Consider the following 26,096-nt stretch of genomic DNA (forward strand, 5'->3'; position numbering starts at 1 on the left):
AATGCCCGGAACGGGTTACGTTCCGGGCACTTCAATTTCTCACGGATCAGGACTTGCGAGCCTTGTCGTTGAACTTGAGCATTTCGATGATCGGCTCATAGTCCTTGGCTTCGGTGGCTACGAATTCCTGATCCTTGCCATCGGAAAGAGCGTCAAAGCCAGCCTTGTCCTTCTTCGGCATGTCGAGGAAAGCCTGCTTGATATCGGCCTTCAGCTGATCCGGCAGGGTGCTGAGAACGGCGAACGGGCCTTCAGGAAGGAAGTCCGACTTGAAGATGATGCGGAAGTCGTCCTTCGTCAGTTCCTTGCCGTTGGCATCCTTCAGAACGCCGCGGCTGACCATGCGGGTCAGGTTGGAATCGTTTTCCGAGTTCCAGGAGTTGGCAGCGGCATCGGCGGTGCCCTGCGCCAGAGCGAGAACTGCGTTTTCGTGGCTGCCGGCGAAGAAGTTCTTACCGAAGAACGTATCGACGCTATAGCCTTCGCGGTTGAGGAAGAAGCGCGGTGCGTTGTTGCCCGAGGTCGAGTTCGGATCGACGAGAGCAATGGTCTTGCCCTTCAGGTCGTCCATCTTCTGGTACGGGCTGTCGGCGCGAACATAAACGACCGAATAATAGCCGTTGACGCCGGTGTCGTGACGCTGGTTGACGAGCGGCGTGGTTTCAACGCCGGTCATGACGGCGCGGGCGTAGGAAGCCGGGCCATAGAATGCGATCTGGATGTTTCCGGCGCGCTGTCCTTCGATGACGGCTGCATAGTCGTTGGCGACGCGCAGCGTTACCTTGGTGCCGAGTTCCTTGCCGAGATAGGCAGCCAGAGGCGCATAACGGTCGGAAGTGGTCGAGGCGTTTTCAGCCGGGATAACGCCCAGAACGATTTCCGGATAGTCCTTGCTCCAGTCGGCAGCCTGGGCATTGAAGGTCATCGTAGCGGTGAGCGCAACAGCCGCCAGAAAGGTTCTACGGTTAAGCATGGGTATCTCCTGTTAATCCTGAGTTTGGAGCGTGTTTCTTTTCCGGAGCTTTGTGCGCTCAGGCGGAAAGCTGGCGCAGAACGGCTTCGGCCGACTGCGGAACTGGCATCGGCATCGGTGCGTCCAACTGCTCATCGGCATCGATGACGTCAGCGGCTTCCATGCCGTAAAGGTCGCGTGATGCCATATCTGTCAGCATCGACGGTGTGCCGCGGAATACGATCTTGCCGGCGGACATGCCGACGAGACGGTCGCAATAGCTGCGCGCAATATCGAGCGAGTGCAGATTGCAGAGAACCGTGATGCCGTATTCGCGATTGATGCGGCGCAGGGCGTCCATGACGCTGCGCGTGTTGCGCGGATCGAGCGATGCAATCGGCTCGTCGGCGAGGATGATGCGCGGCTGCTGCACGAGCGCGCGGGCAATCGCCACGCGCTGCTGCTGGCCACCCGAAAGCTCGTCCGCGCGGTGCGCTGCAAGATGCGCAATGTCGAACTGCTGCAAGGCTGAAAGCGCGATCAGGCGCTCCTCATCGCTCCAGATACGCAGGAGCGATTTCGGCGTCGAAACATAGTTCAGACGGCCCATCAGGACGTTGGTCAGAACATCCAGACGGTCGACCAGATTGAAATGCTGGAAAATCATCGCGCATTGCGCACGCCAGTCCCGCAGGCCCGAGCCTTTTAGCCCGGTAACATCGCGGCCATCCCAGTGGATGGTTCCCTCTGAAGGCTCGACAAGGCGATTGATCATGCGCAGAAGCGTCGACTTGCCTGCGCCCGAGCGCCCGATAATTCCCACAAACGTGCCCGGTTCGATTTCGAGGTCCACACCCGAAACCGCCACCTTGTCATTATAGCGGCGCGTTATGTTTTTCAGTTGAAGCATGAATTCGTCTCCATTCATGCTTACTCTGAATGGCTTCCATGACACTGCAATGAAAGCCCCATGACGTTTGTGTAAATTTAGATATTGCTACAAAAACCTTATCTAAGCGACTGTTTTGACGCTGATTTCCTCCAGGTGACGCAGGAAGGCTTTTGTGGACAGGCCGACTTCGCCGGAATTGTCTATTGTGACAACATCGCCCGCACCGTCATCGAAGCTGACTTCCCGTGAAAGCCGCGCGACGATTTCCTCCCGGCTTTCGCGGCCGCGCGATGCGAGCCGCTCGGCCAGAACTTCCGGCCGGGCCGTAATCACGACCACCGAGCGCGACGGGTAGAGCCTGCGAACATCGCCCAGAACCCGGCGTGAAACATTGGCGATCACCACCGTTCCGTCCGCGATTTCATCCTCCAGCGATTTCGGCAATCCGTAGCTCAGGCCATGCGCCTGCCAGTGCAGGGCGAAGGCGCCCTCGCCCGCCGATTTTGCAAATGCTGCTTCATCCAGACTGTCGTGATCTTCCGTTCCCGGCATTTGCGGGCGGGTGATGATGCGACGCACAAAGTGAAAACGCGTGTCGCCCGCCAGAGCCACACGCGCCGCATCCATGATCGTATCCTTGCCGGCCCCGCTGGGGCCGACAACGGCGACGAAACAGCCTTTCGGCCTGTTGGATTGCATCTGCATCAGAGCACCCGTTCGCCTTCGCGCCAGACGGTGCGGACAACCGGGATTGCGCCCTTCGGACGGACACGGACCAGATCGGCGCGCTTGCCGATGGCAATCTCACCGCGATCATCCATCGCCATCGCGTCAGCAGGATTCTTGGTCACAAGCCGGATCGCATCCGGCAACGCAATCGGGCGTTCGCCGGAAGCCAGACCGAATGCCGACTGAATGAGGCTGAACGGGATATAATCCGACGACAGGATATCCAGGCTGCCATTGTCCACCAGATCGCGCGCGGCGATATTGCCGGAATGCGAGCCACCGCGAACGATATTCGGCGCGCCCATCAGGATCGAAAGGCCAGCGCCCTTTGAAGCATTGGCGGCTTCCATCGTGGTCGGGAATTCTGCGATCCGCACGCCATGATCGAGCGATTCATCGACATGCGCACTGGTTGCATCGTCATGGCTGGCCAGAACGATGCCACGCGTTGCCGCGAGTTCGGCGATGGAGCGGCGGTGTCTGGCCGAATAGGCGTCCGAATCCGCCATGCGCTTTTCACAATGCACCCGGAACTCCTCATCCGTGAGCTTCATCTTGCGCATGTAATAGGTGCGATAGGTCTCAAGATCAACGAATTGCCGCTGTCCCGGTGCGTGATCCATCAAGGATGCGAGTTTTACGCGGTCATCATCCGCGAAAAGCTCGAATGTTTCGAGGCAATCGGCAGAGGAGACTTCGCAGCGCAGATGCAGGAAGTGATCTGCACGCAGGCGATTTTCGCGCACGCCGCTTTCAATCGCGTCGGCGAGCATGCGCATATCCTTGCCGACGAAATCGCGGTCATAGTCGGAGCCGACGCGCATCGCGTCGAATACCGTGGTGATGCCGGAGGCCGCGACCTGCGCATCGTGCGCCTGCACGGCAGCATCGACATTCCAGCGCACCTTCGGACGCGGCGCATAGTGGCTTTCCAACTGGTCGGTGTGCAGCTCTATGAGGCCCGGGATGACGTAATCGCCATCCATGTCGTCGCCGCCATTGCTGTTGCCGTGGTCGATTGCTGCGATCTTGCCGTCCCGGATCAGGATGGAACCGGAAACAATCTCATCGGCGAGCACGATCCGCGCGTTTTTCAGAACGATTTCATTAGCCATTGGACAGCTCTTTCATGACCGCATTTGTGTTGGCGGCTGTTTCATATTTCGAGAGGAAGGCTTCGATATCGAGCGTGCGGAAATCATCGAGCGCCTGGCGCAGACGATCATGGCTCCAGTCCCACCAGGCCAGCCGGTCAAGGCGATTTCCGGTTGCAGCGTCGAAGCGTTCGCGAATGAGCCGCGCAGGCACGCCGCCCACGATCGTATAGGGCGCGACGTCCCTGCTCACCACGGCTCCGGCACCGACAACCGCACCATTGCCGACCGTCACGCCCGGAAGGATTGTCGAGCCATGGCCGAGCCATGTGTCGTGACCGATCTTCACCGCGTTGCCGCGACGCCACTCGAAAAACTCCGTCTCATCCTTTTCTTCCGGCCAGTAATCACCGGCGCGATAGGTGAAATGGTGCAGTGTCGGACGCCATGTCGGATGATTGGTGGCATTGATGCGCACGTGGCTGGCAATATTGGAAAACCTGCCAATCTCCGCACACCAGATTTCGCAATCGACGCCGAGATAAGAATAATCGCCCAGCACGGTTTCCGAAACGCGGCTGCGCTCGCCAATCTCGGTATAGCGCCCGAGCGTACAGCCGCTGACGATGGCCGTTTCGTGAACCAGCGGTTCTACCGAGAGCTTGGTCATGAGAGCCCCCGCGGAGAGAAAGCCGTCACGTCGATGATCCGGTCGGCAACGACCGAACGCACATCTTCATCGTGGAAGATGCCGAGCATGGCGACGCCCTGCTCCTTCTTGGTCTTGATGAGGTCCACCACGACCGCGCGGTTCTTCGCATCGAGCGAAGCTGTCGGCTCATCGAGCAGCAATACCGGATGATCGGTGATGAAGCCGCGAGCGATATTCACGCGCTGCTGTTCGCCGCCCGAGAAGGTCGCAGGCGGCAAGGCCCACAGCCTTTCCGGAAGATTGAGCTGCGCCAGAAGTTCGCGGGCGCGGTTGAGCGCTGTCTCACGGTCGACGCCACGCGCAACCAGCGGTTCGGCAACCACATCGATTGCCGCAACGCGCGGCAGCGTGCGCAGAAACTGGCTGACATAGCCGATCGTATCGCGGCGCACCGCCAGCACTTCACGCGGATCGGCAGTGGCAAGATCGACAAACCTGTCGGCATGGCGGATCATGATCGAGCCGCCATTGACCGCGTAATTGCCATAGACCATCTTCAGGATCGAGCTTTTGCCCGCGCCCGAAGGCCCGCCAAGCACGGCGCATTCACCGGCATTCAGTTCGAAATTCACGCCGCGAACGACCGGAAGTTCGATGCCGCCCTGCAAATGCATGACGAAGGTCTTGGTAACGCCGGTGACGGCAAGCGGGGCTGATGTTTGCAACATAGGCATTTTTCACCTCACGCATGAAGTTCGGCTAATTTAGGAACAACATGCAATAAACATCTGTTTTAATTTACTAAACTTGCAGAATAGACGACACAAGCAGCTGCGTATAAGGCGCCTGCGGGTCATCCAGCACGCGGTCGGTCAGGCCCTGCTCGACAATATGGCCGTCTTTCATGACCATGATGCGATGGGACAGAAGCCGGGCCACGGCGAGATCATGCGTCACGATAATCACCGAAAGGCCGAGATCGCTGACAAGACCGCGCAGAAGGTCGAGAAGGCGCGCCTGCACAGATACATCAAGACCGCCGGTCGGCTCATCCATGAAGACGAGACGCGGCGCCGTCACCAGATTGCGGGCAATCTGCAGGCGCTGGCGCATGCCGCCGGAAAAGGCGCGTGGCTGATCGTCGATACGGTCGGAGGCAATTTCGACACGTCCCAGCCATTCGGTTGCCGTGTTGCGAATATTGCCATAATGGCGTTCGCCGACCGCCATCAGACGCTCGCCGACATTGGCACCGGCCGAAACCGTCATGCGCAATCCGTCTGCCGGGTTCTGGTGCACGAACCCCCAGTCCGTCCGCATCAGGAAGCGGCGTTCCGCCTCGCCGATCTTGTAGAGATCGCGGAATTCACCGTCGCGCATCCGGTATTCAACCGTGCCGGAAGTCGGTTCCAGACGGGTTGCCAGACTGTTCAGCAGCGTCGTCTTGCCGGAACCGGATTCGCCGACGATGGCCAGCACTTCACCCGGCCACAGATTGAAGGAAATATCCGCGCAGCCACGACGATTACCGTAGAATTTCGACAGGCTGTTCACTCTCAGTAGAGGTTGCTCGCTCATTGTGCGGCCTCCTTGTTCGCTGCCAGATGGCCGAAATGGCCATTCGCCTGACGGTCTTCGCAAAAATCGGTGTCGGAGCAGACGAACATCGAGCCGCCGCGATCATCCAGCACGACTTCATCGAGATAGACGCCCTTCGCGCCGCAAAGTGCGCATGGTTCCTTGAATTTCTGCACCTCAAATGGGTGATCTTCAAAGTCGAGGCTCACGACATCCGTATAGGGCGGCACGGCATAGATGCGTTTTTCGCGCCCGGCACCGAACAGCTGCAATGCCGGAGACATATGCATTTTCGGATTGTCGAATTTCGGCGTCGGCGAAGGCGCCATCACATAGCGGCCTTCGATCATAACCGGATAATCATAGGTCTTGGCGATATGGCCGTGCCGCGCAATGTCTTCGTAGAGCTTCACATGCATGAGGCCATATTCGGCAAGCGCATGCATCTTGCGGGTTTCGGTTTCGCGCGGTTCAAGGAAACGCAGCGGTTCCGGGATCGGCACCTGATAGACAATCACCTGCCCTTCGCTCAGCGGATATTCCGGAATGCGGTGACGGGTCTGGATGATCGTCGCCTCACCCGTATGGGTGGTGACGGCAACATCAGCCGTCTTCTGGAAAAAGGCGCGGATGGAGACGGCGTTGGTCGTGTCGTCGGCACCCTGGTCGATGACTTTCAGCACGTCATCCGGCCCGATGATCGAGGCCGTCACCTGCACGCCGCCCGTGCCCCAGCCATAAGGCATCGGCATTTCACGGCTGGCAAACGGCACCTGATAGCCGGGAATGGCAATGGCCTTCAGAATGGCGCGGCGGATCATCCGCTTGGTCTGCTCGTCCAGATAGGCGAAGTTGTAATTGGCCAGATCGCTCATTCTGCGGCCTCCTTGGTTGGGTTCTGCGCTTCCTCATACTCAGAACGCATACGGCGGATGAGTTCGAGTTCTGCCTGAAAATCCACGTAATGCGGCAGTTTCAGATGTTCGACGAAGCCGGTGGCCTGCACATTGTCGGAATGGGAAATGACGAATTCCTCATCCTGTGCGGGTGCGGTCACATCCGTATCGAATTCGCGCACGCGCAGCGCACGGTCGCAGAGCGACATGGACATGGCCTTGCGCTCGCTCTGGCCGAACACCAGCCCATAGCCGCGTGTAAACTGCGGCGGCTGCTTGGCCGAACCCTTGAACTGGTTGACCATCTGGCATTCGGTCAGCTGTACGCGACCCAGCGAGACGGCAAAGCCAAGCTCCGGCACATCGAACTCGACCTCGACTTCGCCGATGCGGATTTCGCCAACGAATGGGTGGTTGTTGCCATAGCCGCGCTGGGTGGAATAGCCGAGCGCCAGCAGAAAGCCCTCGTCGCCGCGCGCCAATGCCTGCAAGCGCAGGTCGCGCTCCATCGGAAATGTCCATGGTTCGCGGGTCAAATCGCCCGGTTCGTGACCGTCCGGCAGCGAGCCGTCTTCCTCGATCATGCCGTTGACGCCGAGAATATCGGTTACACGCGGCGTTTCTTCGGGTTCTGCGGGGCGCAGTTCCGGTTCCGGCACAGCCACATCGCCAGCCAAATCGGGATCAAGCAGCCGATGGGTATAATCGAAGGTCGGCCCCAGAAGCTGGCCACCCGGCAGATCCTTATAGGTCGCCGAAATGCGGCGCTCAATCAGCATTTGTGCCGTTTCCATCGGACGGGAATAGCCGAAGCGCGGCAAGGTGGTGCGATAGGCGCGCACCAGAAAGATTGCTTCGATCAGATCGCCACGCGACTGACGCACGGCAAGGGCTGCCAGTTCACGGTCATAGAGCGAACCTTCCGCCATGACGCGATCAACCGCCAGCGCCAGCTGTTCGGCAATCTGGTCGAGGCGAAGCGCTGGAACCGAACGGTCACCGCGACGACGATCATCGAGAAGACGGTGGGCATTGCGGATGGCCGTTTCGCCACCCTTTACGGCAACATACATTTTCAGCCCTCCAGAGCAGAAATTCTGGTTGTGCGGGGAAGTGCTGCAACAGCGCCGTCGCAGACCAGAACAAGGTCAACGCCAAGCGGATATTGCGCACCGTTTTCACGCCATTGCTGGATGAAATCCTGCGGCAGACCATCGACGCGGAGCGAACGCTCGCCATCAATGCCGGGGCCTTTCAACACAAAGCCCTGCCCGCCTTTCAGCGACGCGACAGCCAGCACGATGGTTGTGGAACGATCGGGAAACTCGGCATTGCCTTGCGAAAAATCGGCTAGGGACGGCAGCAGCGACACATCGCTTACGAGAGAAAATTGCGCGGCATCGGCATTTTCGACACGGGGCGCACCGGTGTGGAAAGTAACCCAGGCGGTTGCATATTCATTGGCGGCTATCGCCGCATCGCACCACACCGTCGCATCATGATCGAGCAGGGTTGCAGCGATTACACCCAGTTCCGGCGTCAGCGGCTGCGGCGGCGTGGCAGCTGCGGCCAGCGGATAGATGCGGCCGGGATTGGCCATGGCGTGCATGACGGCATGAAAGACAGACTGCGCATCCGTCACCGGATTAGCCAGACCGCCTTCAAATGCTGGAGAAGAAGGAAGCATCAATTGTCTCCCCGAACCATTGTAAAGAAATCAACCTTGGTAGCAGCTGCTTCGCCGCGCAGCGTGGCGTCGGCATCGTCGTGCCGTTTGCGCAGGACGCCCAGCACCTGCGTTTCCACCGCGTCGCGGCGACTCTCATCAAGCCAAAGCGCATCGAAGAGAGCGGCAAGGCGTGCCTTTTCCTGATCGCGGCCAAGCGCATAAGAGTGACCGACCGAACCATCGGAAAGCCGCACGGTGGCGCGTGTCACGGTCGCCTCGCCCACATTGAAGGGAGCGCCGCCGCCGCCGATGCGTCCGCGCAGCATCACGAGGCCGGTTTCCGGCCCGCGCAAAACCTCAAATTCCGGCTTGTTGGACCATGCCTGCCAGAAGGCCTGCAATTCTTCGCCGCTGGCGCGCGCAAGAACCGCCATGCTTGCCTGCCGTGCGAGCTGCACTGCATCCGGTGCCTTTTTGCTTTCAGTGGCGGAACCGGCTCCGCCTCCCTTCGCACCATGCTCCGTACCGTACATGAGCTTCCCTGCCTTCAAATCCTGTTGACGCGATCTTTCAAATTGTCTAGTTATATAGACAACTATACAATACCAGAATGAATACACCCTGCCAATGACAGGACGATGACAGTTGATGGCAAAGACCAGACACATTGAGAGAAACAGCGGCGTTGCGATCTGGCGGCAGATTGCCGATGAGATACGCGGCGACATCATGGCGGGTAAGCTTCAACCCGGCGCGCGCATGCCAGCCGAGATGGAGTTGGCCGACAGGTTCGGGGTCAATCGCCATACGGTGCGCAGCGCCATTGCAGCATTGACGCAGGAAGGCGTGCTGCGCGCCGAGCAAGGACGCGGCACCTTTGTCGCCAACGCAAGGCGCCTCACCTACCAAATCGGACGCCGAACCCGCATTTCCCAGTCGCTCGCTTCGCAGGTGCGGGAAATGCAGGGCATTCTGCTGGCCTCAGGCAGGGAAACCGCAACGCGGGAAGTCGCGGACGCGCTTGAACTGCATGCGGGCGACGAGGTGATCCGGCTTGAAACGATGCACAACGCCGATGGTTATCCGATTTCGATTGCGACTCACTGGATCGATGCCGCGCGCTTTCCTTCCTTTGCAGAGGATTATGCGGAAAGCGGCTCGATAACGGCTGCGTTCAAGGCTGCGGGGATCGCCGATTACCTGCGAAAATCGACTGTCATATCGGCCCGTCATGCCGGTCCGGAAGACTTGAGAATCTTGAAACTGTCTCCGGGTGCCATCGTCGTGACAGCGCGTGCAGTAAACGTCGATACGGACGGAAAACCGATCCAATATTCCCTGTCGCGATTTTCGGCGGATCGCATGGAGTTCTCCATCGAGAATGACGAGAACAGCTGAGGTGTCCGCCATGCAGTTTTGGTTAAGCCTCTGGGCCGATTAAGCATTATCCGGGCTGCGTTCGCATTGCCCCACTGGCATAAGACTTAACCGCGGGATGGCCACTCCAGATCGCAGCTTGACGTGCATGTTATATCCATTATTCTGGATATATGGAAAACGACTCTGCAATCCTGGCTTTGGCCGCTCTCGCCCAATCGACAAGGCTCGATACCTTTCGATTGCTGGTCCGACACGAACCTGCCGGGATCAGGGCGGGCGAGTTGGCCCGTATGCTGGACATTCCGCAAAATACGATGTCCGCCCATCTGGCTACCCTGTCACGGGCTGGTCTCGTAAGGAGCGAGCGGCAAAGCCGCTCGATCATCTATCGCGCTGATCTGGATCAGTTTCGCGAACTGACGCTTTTCATGATCAAGGATTGTTGCGGCGGCGGCGCCGAACTCTGCGCGCCTCTGCTCCAAAGCCTGACACCTTGCTGCGAACCCAGGACGGCTGACGCCACTCAATAACCACGTTCTGGCGACGCCAGTTCACCCCAACGGACGTTAAAATGACAAATCGGTTTCAACTGGCGCCCGGCGCGCGCACGGGCAGTCAGTCGCCCATGAGAAACACCCTGACGCCGACATGGAAAGGCATGTGGAGCAACGCTGATGTCTGTCTTTGAACGGTATCTGACCGTCTGGGTTGCCCTTTGCATTGTTGCGGGTGTCGCTCTGGGGCACCTCTTCCCGGCTCTGTTCCACGCTATCGGCTCCGCCGAGATTGCCAAGGTCAATATTCCCGTCGCCGTTCTCATCTGGCTGATGATTATTCCCATGCTTTTGAAAATCGACTTCGCCGCGCTTCGGCAAGTCGGTCGGCACTGGCGGGGCATCGGCGTCACGCTGTTCATCAACTGGGCCGTCAAGCCGTTCTCGATGGCGCTTCTTGCATGGCTGTTCATCGGCTGGTTTTTCCGCCCGCATCTGCCTGCCGACCAGATCGACTCTTACATTGCAGGCCTTATCATCCTTGCCGCGGCACCCTGCACGGCCATGGTCTTCATATGGTCCAGCCTGACCAAAGGAGAGCCACACTTCACCCTGTCCCAGGTCGCATTGAATGACGCTATCATGGTCATAGCCTTTGCTCCGATCGTCGGGCTTCTGCTTGGGCTTTCGGCCATTACGGTTCCATGGGATACGCTCGTTCTTTCCGTTGTCCTCTATATCGTCATTCCGGTGATCCTTGCGCAGATCATCCGGCGAAGCCTGCTGGCGGGTGGCGGACAAAGCGCGCTCGACAGGCTGCTGAAGACACTGCAACCGCTTTCCCTTGTGGCGCTGCTCGCCACTCTCGTCCTGCTCTTCGGTTTTCAGGGCGAACAGATCATCGCGCAGCCGCTCATCATCGCCATGCTGGCGGTGCCGATCCTCATTCAGGTCTATTTCAATTCGGGGCTGGCCTATCTTCTCAACCGCCTGTCTGGCGAAAAGCACAGCGTTGCCGGACCGTCGGCCCTGATCGGCGCGTCGAACTTCTTTGAACTTGCCGTCGCCGCTGCAATCAGCCTTTTCGGCTTTTCATCCGGCGCGGCGCTCGCAACCGTGGTGGGCGTTCTCGTCGAGGTGCCGGTCATGCTGTCGGTCGTCTGGATCGTGAACCGCTCCAAAGACTGGTATGAACGCGGCGCCGATCAGAAGCCTGCAACACAAACAGGAAACTCCCGATGACTGTCACTATTTTTCACAACCCGAAATGCGGCACCTCGCGCAATACGCTGGCTATGATCCGGGCGAGCGGCGAAGAGCCTGTGATCGTCGAATATGTGCAGAGCCCGCCCACGCGGGAACGTCTGGTCGGCCTGCTTGCGTCGATGAAATTGACGCCGCGCGAATTGCTGCGCGAGAAAGGTACGCCCTATGCCGAACTCGGCCTGTCCGATCCGAAATGGACTGACGAGGAACTGATCGACTTCATGATGGCCCATCCGATTCTGATCAACCGGCCGATTGTTGAAACTCCGCGCGGCACCCGGCTTTGCCGCCCTTCCGAGCTGGTCCTGGATATTCTGGAAAACCCGGTTGCTTCCTTTACCAAGGAAGATGGCGAGCAGGTCACCTATGGAGAAAGGAAATGACTGCCGCGGACTTGCCCAACCTCGACCGGAAATCCTTTCTCCTGCCGGATGAGAATGCTCTTCGCGCACCTTTCCCGGAACATAAGCCTCGCATCCTGCTGCTCTACGGATCGTTGCGCGAACGTTCCTATAGCCGTTTCCTGACGCTGGAAGCGCAGCGACTGCTTGATGCAATGGGCGCGGAAACCCGCGTTTTCCATGCCGATGGCCTGCCTTTGCCGGACCATGGGACGCCGGATCACCCCAAAGTGCAGGAACTGCGCGAGGCGATGCTCTGGTCGGAGGGGCAGGTCTGGACAAGTCCTGAACGCCATGGCGCGATGAGTGCCGTCATGAAAGCGCAGATCGACTGGATTCCCCTGCCCGGTGGCGCGATCCGCCCCACGCAAGGGCGAACACTGGCCCTGATGCAGGTCTCCGGCGGTTCGCAGAGCTTCAATGCCGTCAACCAGATGCGTATTCTCGGCCGCTGGATGCGGATGATTACCATTCCCAACCAGTCATCGGTCGCCAAGGCCTGGCAGGAATTCGATGATGCCGGCCGCATGAAACCATCGTCATTCTATGATCGCGTCGTCGACGTCATGGAAGAACTGATGAGGTTCACCTTGCTGACGCGCGGTATTTCAGACCATCTGACGAACCGTTACAGCGAACGGAAAGAAGCTGCTGCCCTGCTTGAAAAGCGGGTCTCGCTGCAATCGATCTGACATTCCGGCAGTCTGGCGCACAGGCAGCGGGATGCCTTCAAGTAGAATAGCCATCCCGCCGCAAGCCATTGTTTGGGCATGGTTTCATCCGATCCAGGCAGGATCAGAATTCAGTCCGATAGACTGATTTCCCTGCGTAGGCGGTTCCCTTTTCGGAATCGTGCTCGAATTTCGGGCGCAGGTATTTCTGCCGGTTTGGACGCCAGAACATCAGTTCGGAAAACAGAAAAGGCGCTGCAAAACAGCACCTTATCGCATTTTACTAATAAATTGGGTTATACGCGTTCTCAGAACGGAATTTCGTCGTCCAGATCGCGGGAGAAACCACCACCGCTGCCGCCCCCCGAAGACGGGCCGGACGAACCGAAGTCGCCGCCGCCACCGGAATAATCCGACATCTGGTTGCGATTGCCGCCACCACCGAACGAACGGCCCTCACCGCCGCCTTCGCCACGGCTGTCGAGCATCTGCAACTCACCGCGGAACTTCTGCAGCACGACTTCCGTCGAGTAACGGTCATTGCCGTTCTGGTCCTGCCATTTGCGGGTCTGGAGCGCGCCCTCGATATAGACCTTGGCACCCTTCTTCAGATATTGCTCCGCGACCTTGGCAAGGTTCTCGTTGAAAATGACGACGCTGTGCCACTCGGTGCGGTCCTTGCGTTCGCCAGTCTGGCGGTCACGCCAGCTTTCAGACGTTGCAATGCGCAGATTGGCAACCACGTCGCCCGAGTTCAGACGACGAATTTCCGGATCGGCACCAAGGTTGCCGACCAGAATGACTTTGTTGACGCTACCAGCCATCGAAAAATTACTCCGGGTCTCGCATGCACACTCTTTCCGCACAGCTTCGCACGGACAAGAGGCACTTTCCAAATGAAAGCTCAGGCGCAGCGATGCGCCATCACCAGAAACTCATATGCTCACCTTACAGGACTGGCTCAATGAGCGCTCAGTCCGGCGCGGTGAATTTGTCAATGTCCACAGAGTTTATGTTCTTGTTTTGTTCAAAATGCAACCTTCGACACGAAAAAGACATGCGTTCGCCACAAATTTTCATGGGTTTTTGCACTGTTTCCCGTGCAGAAAATGCAGTTTTGCATATTTCGGGCGCAAAAACTGCATCTGCCTTAATTTGAAATCGGCCTTCCCTCCACTCTTCCTGAAGCGATAGCCACAGGCGCTGTGTGCGCCGGATCGTGCTCCAAGAAAAAGCCCTGCCGCTCACTGTATCTTTGGCGCGCAGGGCTTGGGTTTTGAGCAATGCTCTTGTGCCGACAATAATTCGCCAGCAGATATTTTCGGACGGCGATGACGCGCGGTCATTTGCCTTCCGCGCAAATTCAGATTTTCGGCAATCGCAGTTTCAGTCAACGAGGCATCATTCCTTGCGAAAAGATGCTGCCGCGACGGAAATGGATTGTGCTTTCATCGTTGTGAAAGCTAGGCAACGTAGTCAGGTGGACTCATGCTCCTTACCTCCCTACTGGGTTTCCCGCCTCCTGCGGACCTCTTGCCGATGCCGCGTCATCCCACCACGACACCTCTCCGCCATCAGCGAGCAAGGCCAGTCTGCTCCTGTCAGGAGTGACAGTCAACGCTCTTGCGTTCACATTTCGTATCGCCTATCAGAAGGCTGGTTGTTCGATATTTGTTCCAGTGATAAGAGTGCACCGATGAATGACCCGAGACCCCTTCTTATCGGAGGGTTCCACCCCATATTAGAAACCGGCGCGACGGGTTTCACCATTCGGCGCCCGTTTATCCATGGCATCATGAGCAGGCAGGACGCGGAATGAGCGATCAGAAATTCATTTCCATACGTGGCGCGCGCGAACACAACTTGAAAAATGTCGATCTCGATCTGCCTCGCGACAAGCTGATCGTGATGACAGGCTTGTCCGGTTCGGGCAAATCCTCGCTTGCCTTCGATACGATCTATGCGGAAGGCCAGCGCCGCTATGTCGAAAGCCTTTCGGCCTATGCGCGCCAGTTCCTGGAAATGATGCAGAAGCCGGACGTCGACCAGATCGACGGCCTGTCGCCAGCCATTTCCATCGAGCAGAAGACGACGAGCCGCAATCCGCGTTCGACGGTCGGCACCGTCACCGAAATCTACGACTATATGCGCCTGCTCTTTGCGCGCGTGGGCGTGCCCTATTCGCCGGCGACCGGGCTTCCCATCGAAAGCCAGACGGTCAGCCAGATGGTCGATCGCGTCATGGCGGTTGAGGAAGGCACCCGCCTCTATATCCTCGCGCCCATCGTTCGCGGCCGCAAGGGCGAGTACAAGAAGGAGCTGGCGGAGCTTCAGAAGAAGGGCTTCCAGCGCGTCAAGGTCGACGGCACCTTCTATGAAATCGCCGATGTTCCGGCACTCGACAAGAAATACAAGCACGATATCGATGTGGTGGTTGACCGCGTGGTGGTTCGGCCTGACCTTTCGACCCGCCTCGCCGACAGCCTTGAAACCTGCCTCAAGCTTGCCGAAGGGCTGGCCGTTGCGGAATTTGCCGACAAGCCGCTGCCGCCTGAAGAAACGGCGGAAGGCGGCGCTGCCAACAAGTCGGCCAACGAAACGCATGAACGCATTCTGTTTTCGGAAAAGTTCGCCTGCCCGGTCTCCGGCTTCACCATCCCGGAAATCGAGCCGCGCCTGTTCTCGTTCAACAATCCCTTCGGCGCCTGCCCGACCTGCGACGGCCTTGGCACGCAGCAAGCCATCGATCCCAACCTGATCGTTCCCGACGAAACGGCAGTGTTGAAGGACGGCGCGATTGCCCCGTGGGCGCGATCCTCGTCGCCCTATTACAATCAGACGCTGGAAGCGCTTGGCAAAGCCTATGGCTTCAAGATCGGCGCAAAATGGGCTGATATTCCGGAAGAGGCCCAGCAGGCCATTCTTTACGGTACCAAGGGCCAGGAAATCACCTTCCAGTATGATGATGGCTTGCGTTCCTACCAGACGACGAAAGCTTTTGAAGGCGTGATCCCCAATCTGGAACGCCGCTGGAAGGAGACCGATTCCGCCTGGTCGCGTGAGGATATCGAGCGCTTCATGGCCTCGACGCCCTGCCCGGCCTGTAACGGTTTCCGCCTGAAGCCGGAGGCGCTGGCGGTCAAGGTCGGCATGAAGCACATCGGTGAAATCACCGAAATGTCGATCCGCAAGGCCGATGCCTGGTTCCGCGATATCGACAGCAGCTTCAACGACAAGCAGCGCGAAATTGCCGCCCGCATCCTCAAGGAAATCCGCGAGCGCCTGCAGTTCCTCAATGATGTCGGCCTCGACTATCTGACGCTGGCGCGCAATTCCGGCACGCTGTCGGGCGGTGAAAGCCAGCGCATCCGTCTTGCCTCGCAGATCGGCTCCGGGCTGACCGGCGTGCTCTACGTGCTGGATGAGCCGTCCATCGGCCTGCATCAGCGCGACAATGCCCGCCTTCTCGACACGCTGCGCCATCTGCGCGATCTCGGCAACACGGTCATCGTGGTCGAACACGATGAAGATGCGATCCTGACCGCTGATTATGTGGTCGATATCGGCCCGGCGGCTGGTGTCCACGGCGGCAAGATCATCGCGCAAGGGTCGCCGCAGGACGTGATGTCCAATGCAAACTCGCTGACCGGCAAATATCTGTCGGGTGCGATGGAGGTTGCCGTCCCGGCGGAACGCCGCAAGATTTCCAAGTCCAAGCGCATTCGCGTGGTGGGCGCGCGCGGCAACAACCTGAAAAATGTCTCGGCGGATATTCCGCTCGGCACCTTCACTGCTGTTACCGGCGTTTCAGGCGGCGGCAAGTCCACCTTCCTGATCGAAACCCTGTTCAAGGCCGCTTCGCGCCGCATCATGGGTTCGCGCGAGCATCCGGCAGAGCATGACCGTATCGAAGGGCTGGAATTCCTCGACAAGGTGATCGATATCGACCAGTCGCCGATTGGCCGCACGCCGCGCTCCAACCCGGCAACCTATACCGGCGCGTTCACGCCAATCCGCGACTGGTTTGCGGGCCTGCCGGAAGCCAAGGCACGCGGCTATCAGCCGGGCCGCTTCTCGTTCAACGTGAAGGGCGGGCGCTGCGAGGCCTGCCAGGGCGATGGCGTCATCAAGATCGAGATGCACTTCCTGCCGGATGTGTATGTGACTTGCGATGTCTGCCACGGCAAGCGCTATAACCGCGAGACGCTGGAAGTCCTGTTCAAGGGCAAGTCCATCGCCGATGTACTGGATATGACTGTCGAGGAAGGTGCGGAGTTCTTCTCCGCCGTGCCTGCGGTGCGCGACAAGCTGGAAACGCTCGTCAAGGTGGGCCTCGGCTATATCAAGGTCGGCCAGCAGGCAACGACGCTTTCAGGCGGCGAAGCGCAGCGCGTGAAGCTTGCCAAGGAACTGTCGCGCCGCGCGACGGGCCGCACGCTCTATATTCTGGACGAACCGACAACCGGCCTGCATTTCCATGACGTGGCGAAGCTCTTGGAAGTGCTGCACGAGCTGGTGGAACAGGGCAACACAGTCGTGGTGATCGAGCACAATCTGGAAGTCATAAAGACCGCCGACTGGGTGATCGATCTTGGACCGGAAGGCGGCGATGGCGGCGGCGAGATTGTCGCCGTGGGCCGTCCGGAAGACATTGTGAAGGAGAAGCGCTCCTATACCGGCCACTTCCTCAAGGAACTGCTGGAACGCCGCCCCAAGCGCAGTTCAGAGGCGGCGGAGTAGGAACGGCTTCGCCTATGCAGAGCCTCCCCCTGTTGATGCCTATCCCCACGGTTTTTTGCACTTGCCAGCTTGGCTGGCCTTCTTATCGCCACTTGTGAGATAAGGTGCAAACAATCTGACCGATGGGGATAGACATGCGGCACAGCATTCTTGGACTGGTCGTCTGTTCAGCAGTGGCGCTCACTGCTACGCCGGTTTTTGCTGACGCGGCCGACATTCTTGATCGTTACAAAGCGACCATGGAAACTCTGGTGGGCGACGTCACCAATCCAGAAGCAAATCGCAAGAAGATTTTCGACGGTCTTGATGGAGACTGGTTTGCGATCAGCACATTGCAGCCAGCCGAAATCGACCCAGCAAAACTTGCTCTGTTTTGCAAACCTTCGAGTCTTGGAAGAATAGCTGTGCGGGTTCTGAACCCGTATTCATTCGAAGCGACCACCGCGCCTGCCAGCAAAAACCCGTCATCCACCATTTATACGGCCCGCTCTGAAAACCAGTTCGGTTCATATACTGACATTCAGCCGCTTGTGCGCAGGCTGGGAATTGCTGATGGGGACACTGTTTCTCCGGCAGAGAAGAGAATGATATCCGCGATATTGCAGAGGAATAATGGTGTTGTGACCATTACGCGCCCCTATGACGATATGCTGCTCATTCGCTCTCCGGACACGGTTTTGATTATGGCGCGATGTCCGCAGCAGGATGCTCAGTGAGAGAGCCGTATCCTTTTGGCTGCGAAATGCTTCCGGCTTCCGTTATTTGAGCAGCTTTAACCGATATCGATCGATCATCCACAAGTGGAGAATCTGTACCGCAATCAGTGCGATCAGCACTATGCCCACCGATTTTGCAGTGTATTTTTCGGGATCATGCTCCGCGGCCCAAATGAAGATACCGGCCAGCACGGCGTAAAGCACAGGGACAAAGGCCAGACCCAGAACGCGCGGTGCCGTCCAGTTAACCTGGCCTGACAGCCCCCACTGCATGGGAAGCCGCTCAAGGTCCGCAAACCGGCTGTTGGCGGCCACTGCCAGCAGCACGCTTAATGCAAAACCAATTAAACCAACGGCGAGCATATACGTCTCCAAATCAGCCCGAGGTTATCGTTCTCAAGGTGCCATATCGCGACGGTTTGTTGAAGCACCCCCTCACCACACAAACGAAAAAAGCCCGGATAAACCGGGCCTTCTCGACAGCCAATCGCGATCATGCCGCGATGGCTGGAAATTTAATGTCACGATCCGTTCGAAGAGCTTTCACTCTCCAGATCATGATTAGCCGTTTACGGCGTCCTTCAGGCCCTTGCCAGCCGAGAACTTCGGCACGTTGCGAGCCGGGATAGCAACTTCCTTGCCGGTCGACGGGTTACGGCCGGTCGAGGCAGCGCGATGCGAAACGGAGAAAACGCCGAAGCCAGGCAGACGGACTTCTTCACCAGCCTTCAGGGCGCCGGTAACAGCAGCGAGTACGGCGTCAACAGCAGTACCGGCGTCAGCCTTCGTCAAACCGCCCTTTTCCGCAACTGCGGCAACCAATTCGTTCTTGTTCATTGGCATTTCCTTTCTTTATCTACCGGAACGGATAACGTGACCGGATTGGTCGGAGTTTATTCAAATCGTTTCACAAACCAAGCCTGTCAACGTGAAAAAACCCCGGAAAACCGGGGTTAAACACAGAAATGCCGGGCAAATTGCCCGGCATTTCGATTGTTGGTCCTGATAGACAGCTTCCGGCAGGACTATCCGACTGAATCAGAATCGCCTGCCGGAAGTTCATTTCAGCGCATTGCCAATAAGCAAACTCTTTCGAACGTTTGCCGGAAATGCCTTAATGGGCCATCGTGGCGCCAGCTTCTTCCTCGACCGAAGGGACCGGTGTCGCATTTGCGGGCTCCGTCCATTCAATCGGCTCGGGCTCGCGAACCAGAGCGTGCTTGAGCACCTCACCCACGCGGGACACCGGAACGATCTCAAGACTGTTCTTCACATTGTCCGGAATATCCGCCAGATCCTTGGCGTTTTCTTCCGGGATCAGAACCTTCTTGATGCCGCCGCGCAGTGCCGCGAGGAGCTTTTCCTTGAGGCCGCCGATGGGCAGGACACGACCGCGCAGCGTGACTTCGCCCGTCATTGCGATGTCCTTGCGAACCGGGATGCCGGTCAGCACGGAAACAATCGCCGTGACCATGGCGATGCCAGCGGACGGACCGTCCTTCGGCGTCGCACCTTCCGGAACGTGCACGTGGATGTCGCGCTTGTCGAACAGCGGAGGCTCGATGCCGAAATCGATTGCCCTGCTGCGGACATAAGATGCCGCCGCCGAGATCGATTCCTTCATCACGTCGCGGAGGTTACCCGTGACGGTCATGCGGCCCTTGCCGGGCATCATGACGCCTTCGATGGTCAGCAATTCACCGCCGACTTCCGTCCAGGCAAGGCCTGTCACGACGCCAACCTGATCCTCGCCATCGATCTGGCCGAAGCGGTACCGCTCGACACCCAGATAGTCGGAGAGGTTCTTTTCGGTGACTTTCACCGACTTCTTCTTCGACTTCAGAATGTCGGTCACGGCCTTGCGCGCCAGCGTCATCAGTTCGCGTTCGAGGCTACGGACACCTGCTTCCCGCGTGTAGAGGCGGATAACATTGCGCAACGCATCGTCCGTGACCGAAAACTCCTTCGGCTGCAGGGCGTGATCCTTGATCGCCTTCGGCAGCAGGTGCCGCTTAGCGATCTCGAGCTTTTCATCCTCGGTGTAGCCGGCAATACGGATGACTTCCATACGGTCCAGAAGCGGGCCGGGAATGTTGAGCGTATTGGCCGTCGTCACGAACATGACGTTCGACAGATCGTATTCGACTTCAAGGTAGTGATCCATGAAGGTCGAGTTCTGTTCAGGATCCAGCACCTCGAGCATTGCCGATGACGGATCGCCGCGGAAATCCTGGCCCATCTTGTCGATTTCATCGAGCAGGAAGAGCGGGTTGGACTTCTTCGCCTTCTTCATCGACTGGATGACCTTGCCGGGCATCGAGCCGATATAGGTGCGGCGGTGACCGCGGATTTCGGCCTCGTCACGCACGCCGCCGAGCGACATGCGGACATATTCACGGCCGGTAGCCTTGGCGATCGAGCGGGCGAGCGAGGTCTTGCCGACGCCGGGAGGTCCGACGAGGCAGAGGATCGGGCCCTTGATCTTGGTCGAGCGGGCCTGCACCGCGAGATATTCGACGATGCGTTCCTTGACCTTGTCGAGGCCGAAATGCTCGTCATCGAGCACTTCCTCAGCGAAGTTCAGGTCCTGCTTGATCTTCGACTTCTTGCCCCACGGAATGGACAGCAGCCAGTCGAGATAGTTGCGGACGACCGTCGCTTCGGCCGACATCGGGCTCATGCTGCGCAGCTTCTTCAGCTCGGCCTGTGCCTTTTCGCGGGCTTCCTTGGAAAGCTTGGTCTTGTTGATGCGTTCTTCGAGTTCTGCCGCTTCATCGCGACCGTCCTCGCCATCGCCAAGCTCCTTCTGGATCGCCTTCATCTGCTCGTTGAGATAGTATTCGCGCTGCGTCTTCTCCATCTGGCGCTTGACGCGGCTGCGGATACGCTTCTCAACCTGGAGAACCGAAATTTCGGCTTCCATGAAGGAAAGCGCCTTCTCGAGGCGCTCGCGCACCGAGAGGATCGACAGCATTTCCTGCTTCTCGGGAATCTTGATCGCGAGATGCGAGGCAACCGTGTCGGCAAGCTTCGAATAGTCGTCGATCTGGCTGGCGGCGCCAACCACTTCCGGCGAAATCTTCTTGTTCAGCTTGACGTAGTTTTCGAAGTCGGAAACCACCGAGCGGGCGAGCGCCTCGATCTCGACGGCATCTTCATCAGGCTCCGGCAGAGCCGCAGCATAGGCCTCGTGATAGTCTTCGCGGTCCGTAAACTTGGAAACCCTGGCGCGCGCCGTGCCCTCGACCAGCACCTTGACGGTGCCGTCCGGCAGCTTGAGAAGCTGCAGCACATTGGCAATCGTGCCGATTTCATAAATCGCATCCGGTGCCGGATCGTCATCGGCGGCGTTCTTCTGGGTGGCAAGCAGGATCTGCTTGTCCACGCCCATCACTTCCTCCAGCGCGCGAATGGACTTTTCGCGGCCGACAAAAAGCGGAACGATCATATGGGGGAAAACGACGATGTCACGCAACGGCAAAACGGCATAGAGCCCGTCTGCACCGCCCGCTTCAGAGCCACCCAGCGGTGTCTTCTGTTCAGTACTCGTCATAGTTCAAGTCCTTTCTCAGGTCTTTCAACCTGACTGCCACATCCGCGCCCCCTTTCGTCATGAGGCAGGTCACGAATGTGCTTCGGTCCATACTTGGAGAGCCGACCCCGGCAATTCAATAGGCTTTATCGGGCCGGCTTTCATAGAATCGTCATCTATCCTGCGCTGTGCCGCGCATTAGTACAATATCCAGCTTGGCCTGTACCCTGATTGCTGCCCTGCAATAGTGACAGGTTAAGCCCCACGCAAGCCTGAAGCATGTCATCTCCTCGGCCTGCACTTTTCCGTGACATGGCTGGCCTATGGCCCGGCACATGAAAAAGGCCGCTTGCGCGGCCTTCTTTTGAATGATTGCTGCCGCGAATATTGCGCATTACCCGACGCAAAACCGCTACGCACTTTTGCCGGAAATGCTTCAGGCGGAAACATTACCCTTTTCGTCCTGCCGCTCGGCATAGATATAGAGCGGACGGGCGCTGCCATCCACCACATCGCCGGAAATAACCACTTCCTGCACGCCTTCCAGCGTCGGAAGTTCGAACATCGTGTCGAGCAGGATCTTTTCCATGATCGAACGCAGGCCGCGTGCACCCGTCTTGCGCTCGACCGCCTTGTTGGCAATCGCCCGCAGGGCGTCGTCGTGGAAGCTCAGCTCGACATTTTCCATGTCGAACAGGCGCTGATACTGCTTTACGAGCGCGTTCTTCGGCTCGGTCAGGATCTGCACCAGGGCATCGACATCGAGGTCTTCGAGTGTCGCGATCACGGGCAGACGACCGACGAATTCCGGAATGAGGCCGAATTTCAGAAGGTCTTCCGGCTCCAGTTCCCTGAAGACGTCGCCGATGCGGCGTTCATCGACCGACTTGACGGTGGCGCCGAAGCCGATGGAGGTCTTTTCGCCGCGTGCGGAGATGATCTTGTCCAGACCGGCAAATGCGCCGCCGCAGATGAAGAGGATGTTCGTCGTGTCCACCTGCAGGAATTCCTGCTGCGGATGCTTGCGGCCACCCTGCGGCGGCACGGAAGCGACGGTGCCTTCCATGATCTTCAGAAGCGCCTGCTGGACGCCCTCGCCCGACACGTCGCGCGTGATGGACGGATTATCCGACTTGCGGCTGATCTTGTCGACTTCATCGATATAGACGATGCCGCGCTGTGCGCGTTCCACGTTGTAATCGGCAGCCTGAAGCAGTTTCAGGATGATGTTCTCGACATCTTCACCGACATAGCCTGCTTCCGTCAGCGTCGTCGCATCGGCCATGGTGAACGGCACATCGATGATGCGGGCGAGCGTCTGGGCAAGATAGGTCTTGCCGCAGCCCGTGGGGCCCACGAGCAGAATGTTTGACTTCGCAAGCTCGATGTCGCTGTTCTTCGACTGATGGGCGAGACGCTTGTAGTGATTGTGTACCGCAACCGACAGAACGCGCTTGGCATCCTTCTGGCCGATGACGTAATCGTCAAGGACGGCCATGATTTCCTGCGGCGTGGGCACGCCCTCGCGCGACTTCACCATGGAGGATTTGTTTTCCTCGCGGATGATGTCCATGCAGAGTTCGACGCACTCGTCGCAGATGAAAACGGTCGGGCCTGCAATCAGCTTGCGCACTTCATGCTGGCTTTTGCCGCAGAACGAGCAATAGAGCGTATTCTTGGAATCGCCGCCGCCGTTGCTGACTTTGCTCATTGCAGTTTCCTTTCAGTTGATCGAAATGAGCCTTGGGCGCTTCAGATCGATCGTTTCTTCCGGTTCGGACCCAGTGCTGGAGGAGAAACGCGCCTCCCGCCGGTCACAACAGCAGCAGATACGCGCTGCCTATAGTCCTGGACCTGTAATCAAGGGCCAGTAGTCTCAGGATTCGTCACCGTATGGCTCCCCGACCGAAGGAACCATCTGGCGACTTTTGCAGAAGCTGCACCGTCGAACAAATGAAAAATATGTTCCCGGCAAAGATTCGGCATAATCTGACCAAGTTTAGCGCCCCGAACCCCAACAGATGCTTAACGCGGCGCGTTAACCATCACGTAGGTGCAAGAATTGGGCCCCTTTTGTGGCAAAGGGCGCTAAAAACAGGTGCGAGCCGGAGAAACCGGCTCTTACTTCGATTCGTCCGCGCTCACGTCGCGCGCTTCGACCACCTTGTCGATGAGGCCGAATTCGAGCGCTTCCTGCGCGGTCATGAAATGGTCGCGGTCGAGCGTGCGTTCGATCGTCTCGTAATCGCGGCCCGTGTGCTTGACGTAGATTTCGTTCAGGCGGCGCTTCATCTTGATGATGTCCTGCGCATGGCGCTCAATGTCCGAGGCCTGTCCCTGGAAACCGCCCGATGGCTGGTGGACCATGATGCGCGCGTTCGGCAGCGCATAACGCTGGCCGGTGGCGCCTGCCGTCAGAAGCAGCGAGCCCATCGAGGCGGCCTGGCCCATGCAAAGCGTGGAAACCGGCGGACGAATGAACTGCATCGTATCATAGATCGCCATGCCGGACGTCACCACGCCGCCGGGCGAATTGATGTACATGTTGATCTCTTTCTTCGGATTTTCCGCTTCGAGAAAGAGAAGCTGCGCGCATACCAGCATCGACATTCCGTCTTCAACCGGTCCGTTTACGAAGATGATGCGCTCCTTCAGAAGGCGCGAGAAAATATCATAGGCCCGTTCGCCACGGTTGGTCTGCTCAACCACCATCGGGACGAGGTTCATGACGGTTTCGATCGGATCTCTCATTATGGGCCTCTGGATATATTTATGGCGAAGTGAATAGTTTTGAATCGTCGGTGTTTCATACATAGGGCGTTGCGCCCCTGTTTCGCAAGTGGCGCAGCACTTCCCGCCTCAGTCCCAATCGGACTCCGGCTTTTCAGGACGGATGCCGCGCTTCTCGTCCAGCGTTTTGCGGGCCACTTCGGTCAGCCGGGCCTTGATGCGAACGGAGCCGTCTTCCAGATTCTCGCGCTCCACATTGCTGCCATGCTGGTAAATCCAGTCGAGCAGATGAAGCTCGAAAGGAGACAGCACGACATCGATCGCGCCGAGCGAACCCGCTATCCGCGTTTCGATAAGCGAAAGCAACCTGTCAACGCCTTCACCGGTAATGGCCGAAAGCGGAATGGGACGCCCCTCCTCGCTGCCGGCAGCGGCAAGACGCAGGGCGGCCTCGCGTCCGCTTTCGTCAAGATTGTCGATCTTGTTCCAGATTTCGACGACGCGCTTGCGATCCTGCGGCTCGATGCCCAGCCCGGCAAGGATGCTTTCCACGTCTTCGGCCTGCGCGGCATTGTCCGGATCGGAAATGTCGCGGACATGCAGGATCAGGTCGGCCTCGACCACTTCTTCAAGCGTGGCCCGGAAGGCAGCGACCAGATGGTGCGGCAGGTTGGAGATGAAACCCACCGTATCCGACAGGATGACCGTCTCGCCATGCGGAAGCCGGATGCGGCGCAATGTCGGATCGAGCGTGGCGAAGAGCATGTCTTCGGCCAGTACTTCCGCGCCCGTCATGCGATTGAAAAGCGTGGACTTTCCGGCATTGGTATAGCCGACGAGCGCTACAATCGGATGCGGCACCTTGCGCCGCTTCTGGCGATGCAGCGTGCGGGTGCGCACCACCGTTTCAAGTTCGCGCTTGATCTTCAGAATCTTGTCCTGCAGCAAACGGCGGTCGGCTTCGATCTGGGTTTCACCCGGACCGCCGAGGAAGCCGCCACCACCGCGCTGGCGCTCCAGGTGAGTCCAGCTTCTGACCAGACGGCCCTTCTGATAGTTCAGATGCGCCAGCTCGACCTGCAATGCACCTTCCTTGGTGCGCGCGCGCTCGCCGAAAATTTCGAGGATAAGTCCCGTGCGGTCGATGACCTTGACGTTCCATTCCTTTTCGAGGTTGCGCTGCTGCACCGGCGTCAGGGCGTGATCGACGATGACCAGCCCGATGGCCTTTTCCTTGACGGTTTCGGCAATGGATTCCACCTTGCCCGCGCCCAGCAGGGTCGCAGGACGCGGATTGGCGACAATCGCGATTTCGGCATGTTCGATATCGAGCGCAATCGCCCGGGCAAGCCCCATGGCTTCCTCAAGCCGCGCTTCGTTCGAACGCTGGAACTGGGGACGCGCGCCTTCCTCGGCGGTCGTGCCTGCACTATACCGCTCCGGCAGGACGGGAACGATGACGGCTGCCCGTGTGGGCTCTGGCTCTGAAAGTCCGAAGCCCTTGTCTGCATCGGCAGATGACGGCTTCTTATCCTTGAATTTGGACAATGTTCACTCCGGGGACACGGAAACGTGTTATCTACGGCTGCAGATAAGTCACCGCTAAAGCTGTTTCAAATGAAAGACGCCCCGGATCGTTCAAACATGACGAACCGGACAGGCAATGCGTGTCCGGTTATCATCAGCAGAAACAAAATTTGGAGC

Annotated in this window: 25 protein-coding genes and 1 pseudogene; 8 read left to right on the forward strand and 18 right to left on the reverse strand. The window is 58.4% G+C overall.

Features of this window, described 5'->3' with window-relative positions:
- Positions 1-46: 46 nt before the first annotated feature.
- The 11 genes from phnD to phnG all read right to left on the reverse strand — a co-directional run bounded on the left by phnD (position 47) and on the right by phnG (position 8,995).
- Entirely contained in the window at positions 47-973 is a 927-nt protein-coding gene (phnD, locus tag JNC63_RS04270) for a phosphonate ABC transporter substrate-binding protein (RefSeq protein ID WP_006470444.1), read from the reverse strand.
- A gap of 58 nt (positions 974-1,031) precedes the next feature.
- Complete coding sequence (gene phnC, locus JNC63_RS04275) at positions 1,032-1,862, reverse strand: phosphonate ABC transporter ATP-binding protein (RefSeq protein WP_031346027.1); 831 nt, start codon at positions 1,860-1,862, stop codon at positions 1,032-1,034.
- A gap of 102 nt (positions 1,863-1,964) precedes the next feature.
- On the reverse strand, positions 1,965-2,543 hold the full coding sequence (gene phnN / locus JNC63_RS04280; RefSeq protein WP_063882431.1) for a phosphonate metabolism protein/1,5-bisphosphokinase (PRPP-forming) PhnN: 579 nt from the start codon (positions 2,541-2,543) through the stop codon (positions 1,965-1,967).
- 5 nt (positions 2,544-2,548) lie between these two features.
- Positions 2,549-3,688, reverse strand: a complete 1,140-nt coding sequence (locus JNC63_RS04285; protein ID WP_006466784.1) for an alpha-D-ribose 1-methylphosphonate 5-triphosphate diphosphatase — start codon at positions 3,686-3,688, stop codon at positions 2,549-2,551.
- Positions 3,681-4,337 carry a DapH/DapD/GlmU-related protein gene (locus tag JNC63_RS04290; protein WP_022568701.1) on the reverse strand — a complete coding sequence of 219 codons (657 nt, stop codon included), beginning with the start codon at positions 4,335-4,337 and terminating at the stop codon, positions 3,681-3,683. Before JNC63_RS04290 ends, JNC63_RS04285 begins: the two co-directional genes overlap by 8 nt.
- Entirely contained in the window at positions 4,334-5,047 is a 714-nt protein-coding gene (gene phnL / locus JNC63_RS04295) for a phosphonate C-P lyase system protein PhnL (protein WP_063882376.1), read from the reverse strand. The genes JNC63_RS04290 and phnL overlap by 4 nt, the downstream gene beginning before the upstream one ends.
- A 73-nt stretch (positions 5,048-5,120) precedes the next feature.
- Positions 5,121-5,897, reverse strand: a complete 777-nt coding sequence (gene phnK, locus JNC63_RS04300) for a phosphonate C-P lyase system protein PhnK (protein WP_063882378.1) — start codon at positions 5,895-5,897, stop codon at positions 5,121-5,123.
- On the reverse strand, positions 5,894-6,772 hold the full coding sequence (locus tag JNC63_RS04305) for an alpha-D-ribose 1-methylphosphonate 5-phosphate C-P-lyase PhnJ (protein WP_063882380.1): 879 nt from the start codon (positions 6,770-6,772) through the stop codon (positions 5,894-5,896). Before JNC63_RS04305 ends, phnK begins: the two co-directional genes overlap by 4 nt.
- Entirely contained in the window at positions 6,769-7,866 is a 1,098-nt protein-coding gene (locus tag JNC63_RS04310) for a carbon-phosphorus lyase complex subunit (RefSeq protein ID WP_063882381.1), read from the reverse strand. The genes JNC63_RS04305 and JNC63_RS04310 overlap by 4 nt, the downstream gene beginning before the upstream one ends.
- A 2-nt stretch (positions 7,867-7,868) precedes the next feature.
- On the reverse strand, positions 7,869-8,480 hold the full coding sequence (phnH, locus tag JNC63_RS04315) for a phosphonate C-P lyase system protein PhnH (RefSeq protein WP_063882383.1): 612 nt from the start codon (positions 8,478-8,480) through the stop codon (positions 7,869-7,871).
- Positions 8,480-8,995 (reverse strand): phosphonate C-P lyase system protein PhnG, encoded by a 516-nt coding sequence (phnG, locus tag JNC63_RS04320; protein WP_081255561.1) that lies wholly within the window; start codon positions 8,993-8,995, stop codon positions 8,480-8,482. The genes phnH and phnG overlap by 1 nt, the downstream gene beginning before the upstream one ends.
- 112 nt (positions 8,996-9,107) lie before the next feature.
- Between phnG and phnF the strand changes: the two genes are divergently transcribed.
- The 5 genes from phnF to arsH all read left to right on the forward strand — a co-directional run bounded on the left by phnF (position 9,108) and on the right by arsH (position 12,695).
- Positions 9,108-9,860, forward strand: a complete 753-nt coding sequence (phnF, locus tag JNC63_RS04325) for a phosphonate metabolism transcriptional regulator PhnF (RefSeq protein ID WP_063882385.1) — start codon at positions 9,108-9,110, stop codon at positions 9,858-9,860.
- Positions 9,861-10,012: 152 nt separating this feature from the next.
- On the forward strand, positions 10,013-10,372 hold the full coding sequence (locus JNC63_RS04330) for an ArsR/SmtB family transcription factor (protein WP_063882387.1): 360 nt from the start codon (positions 10,013-10,015) through the stop codon (positions 10,370-10,372).
- Positions 10,373-10,516: 144 nt separating this feature from the next.
- The gene (gene arsB / locus JNC63_RS04335; protein ID WP_063882389.1) at positions 10,517-11,578 is read left to right on the forward strand and encodes an ACR3 family arsenite efflux transporter; all 1,062 of its coding nucleotides are present in this window, start codon (positions 10,517-10,519) and stop codon (positions 11,576-11,578) included.
- A complete protein-coding gene (gene arsC / locus JNC63_RS04340; protein ID WP_063882390.1) occupies positions 11,575-11,985 on the forward strand; it encodes an arsenate reductase (glutaredoxin) in 411 nt (136 codons plus the stop codon). The genes arsB and arsC overlap by 4 nt, the downstream gene beginning before the upstream one ends.
- A complete protein-coding gene (gene arsH / locus JNC63_RS04345) occupies positions 11,982-12,695 on the forward strand; it encodes an arsenical resistance protein ArsH (RefSeq protein ID WP_100651939.1) in 714 nt (237 codons plus the stop codon). The genes arsC and arsH overlap by 4 nt, the downstream gene beginning before the upstream one ends.
- A 287-nt stretch (positions 12,696-12,982) precedes the next feature.
- Here arsH and ssb read toward each other — a convergent pair whose 3' ends face one another.
- Entirely contained in the window at positions 12,983-13,498 is a 516-nt protein-coding gene (ssb, locus tag JNC63_RS04350) for a single-stranded DNA-binding protein (RefSeq protein ID WP_006470425.1), read from the reverse strand.
- A 664-nt stretch (positions 13,499-14,162) separates the two neighbouring features.
- Here ssb and JNC63_RS04355 point away from each other — a divergent pair.
- The 3 genes and pseudogenes from JNC63_RS04355 (at position 14,163) to JNC63_RS04365 (ending at position 18,130) form a co-directional block, all read left to right on the forward strand.
- Positions 14,163-14,374: pseudogene (locus JNC63_RS04355) on the forward strand (hypothetical protein).
- Positions 14,375-14,489: 115 nt separating this feature from the next.
- Positions 14,490-17,414, forward strand: a complete 2,925-nt coding sequence (gene uvrA / locus JNC63_RS04360; protein ID WP_100651937.1) for an excinuclease ABC subunit UvrA — start codon at positions 14,490-14,492, stop codon at positions 17,412-17,414.
- Positions 17,415-17,548: 134 nt separating this feature from the next.
- Positions 17,549-18,130: a hypothetical protein gene (locus JNC63_RS04365; protein ID WP_063882554.1), complete on the forward strand. Its 582-nt coding sequence runs from the start codon at positions 17,549-17,551 to the stop codon at positions 18,128-18,130.
- A 42-nt stretch (positions 18,131-18,172) separates the two neighbouring features.
- On the opposite strand, the gene JNC63_RS04370 is transcribed toward JNC63_RS04365, so the two are convergent.
- The 6 genes from JNC63_RS04370 to hflX form a co-directional block, all read right to left on the reverse strand.
- Complete coding sequence (locus JNC63_RS04370; protein ID WP_063882556.1) at positions 18,173-18,493, reverse strand: hypothetical protein; 321 nt, start codon at positions 18,491-18,493, stop codon at positions 18,173-18,175.
- 198 nt (positions 18,494-18,691) lie between these two features.
- Positions 18,692-18,967, reverse strand: a complete 276-nt coding sequence (locus JNC63_RS04375) for an HU family DNA-binding protein (protein WP_006470422.1) — start codon at positions 18,965-18,967, stop codon at positions 18,692-18,694.
- Positions 18,968-19,244: 277 nt separating this feature from the next.
- Positions 19,245-21,683: an endopeptidase La gene (lon, locus tag JNC63_RS04380; protein ID WP_025089569.1), complete on the reverse strand. Its 2,439-nt coding sequence runs from the start codon at positions 21,681-21,683 to the stop codon at positions 19,245-19,247.
- A gap of 415 nt (positions 21,684-22,098) precedes the next feature.
- A complete protein-coding gene (clpX, locus tag JNC63_RS04385) occupies positions 22,099-23,373 on the reverse strand; it encodes an ATP-dependent Clp protease ATP-binding subunit ClpX (RefSeq protein ID WP_006466764.1) in 1,275 nt (424 codons plus the stop codon).
- Between the two features lie 410 nt (positions 23,374-23,783).
- The gene (gene clpP / locus JNC63_RS04390; protein ID WP_006470421.1) at positions 23,784-24,413 is read right to left on the reverse strand and encodes an ATP-dependent Clp endopeptidase proteolytic subunit ClpP; all 630 of its coding nucleotides are present in this window, start codon (positions 24,411-24,413) and stop codon (positions 23,784-23,786) included.
- 108 nt (positions 24,414-24,521) lie between these two features.
- A complete protein-coding gene (hflX, locus tag JNC63_RS04395; protein ID WP_063882558.1) occupies positions 24,522-25,940 on the reverse strand; it encodes a GTPase HflX in 1,419 nt (472 codons plus the stop codon).
- Between the last annotated feature and the right edge of the window lie 156 nt (positions 25,941-26,096).

It is taken from the genome of Brucella ciceri, assembly GCF_041930145.1.
Taxonomy (GTDB): domain Bacteria; phylum Pseudomonadota; class Alphaproteobacteria; order Rhizobiales; family Rhizobiaceae; genus Brucella; species Brucella intermedia.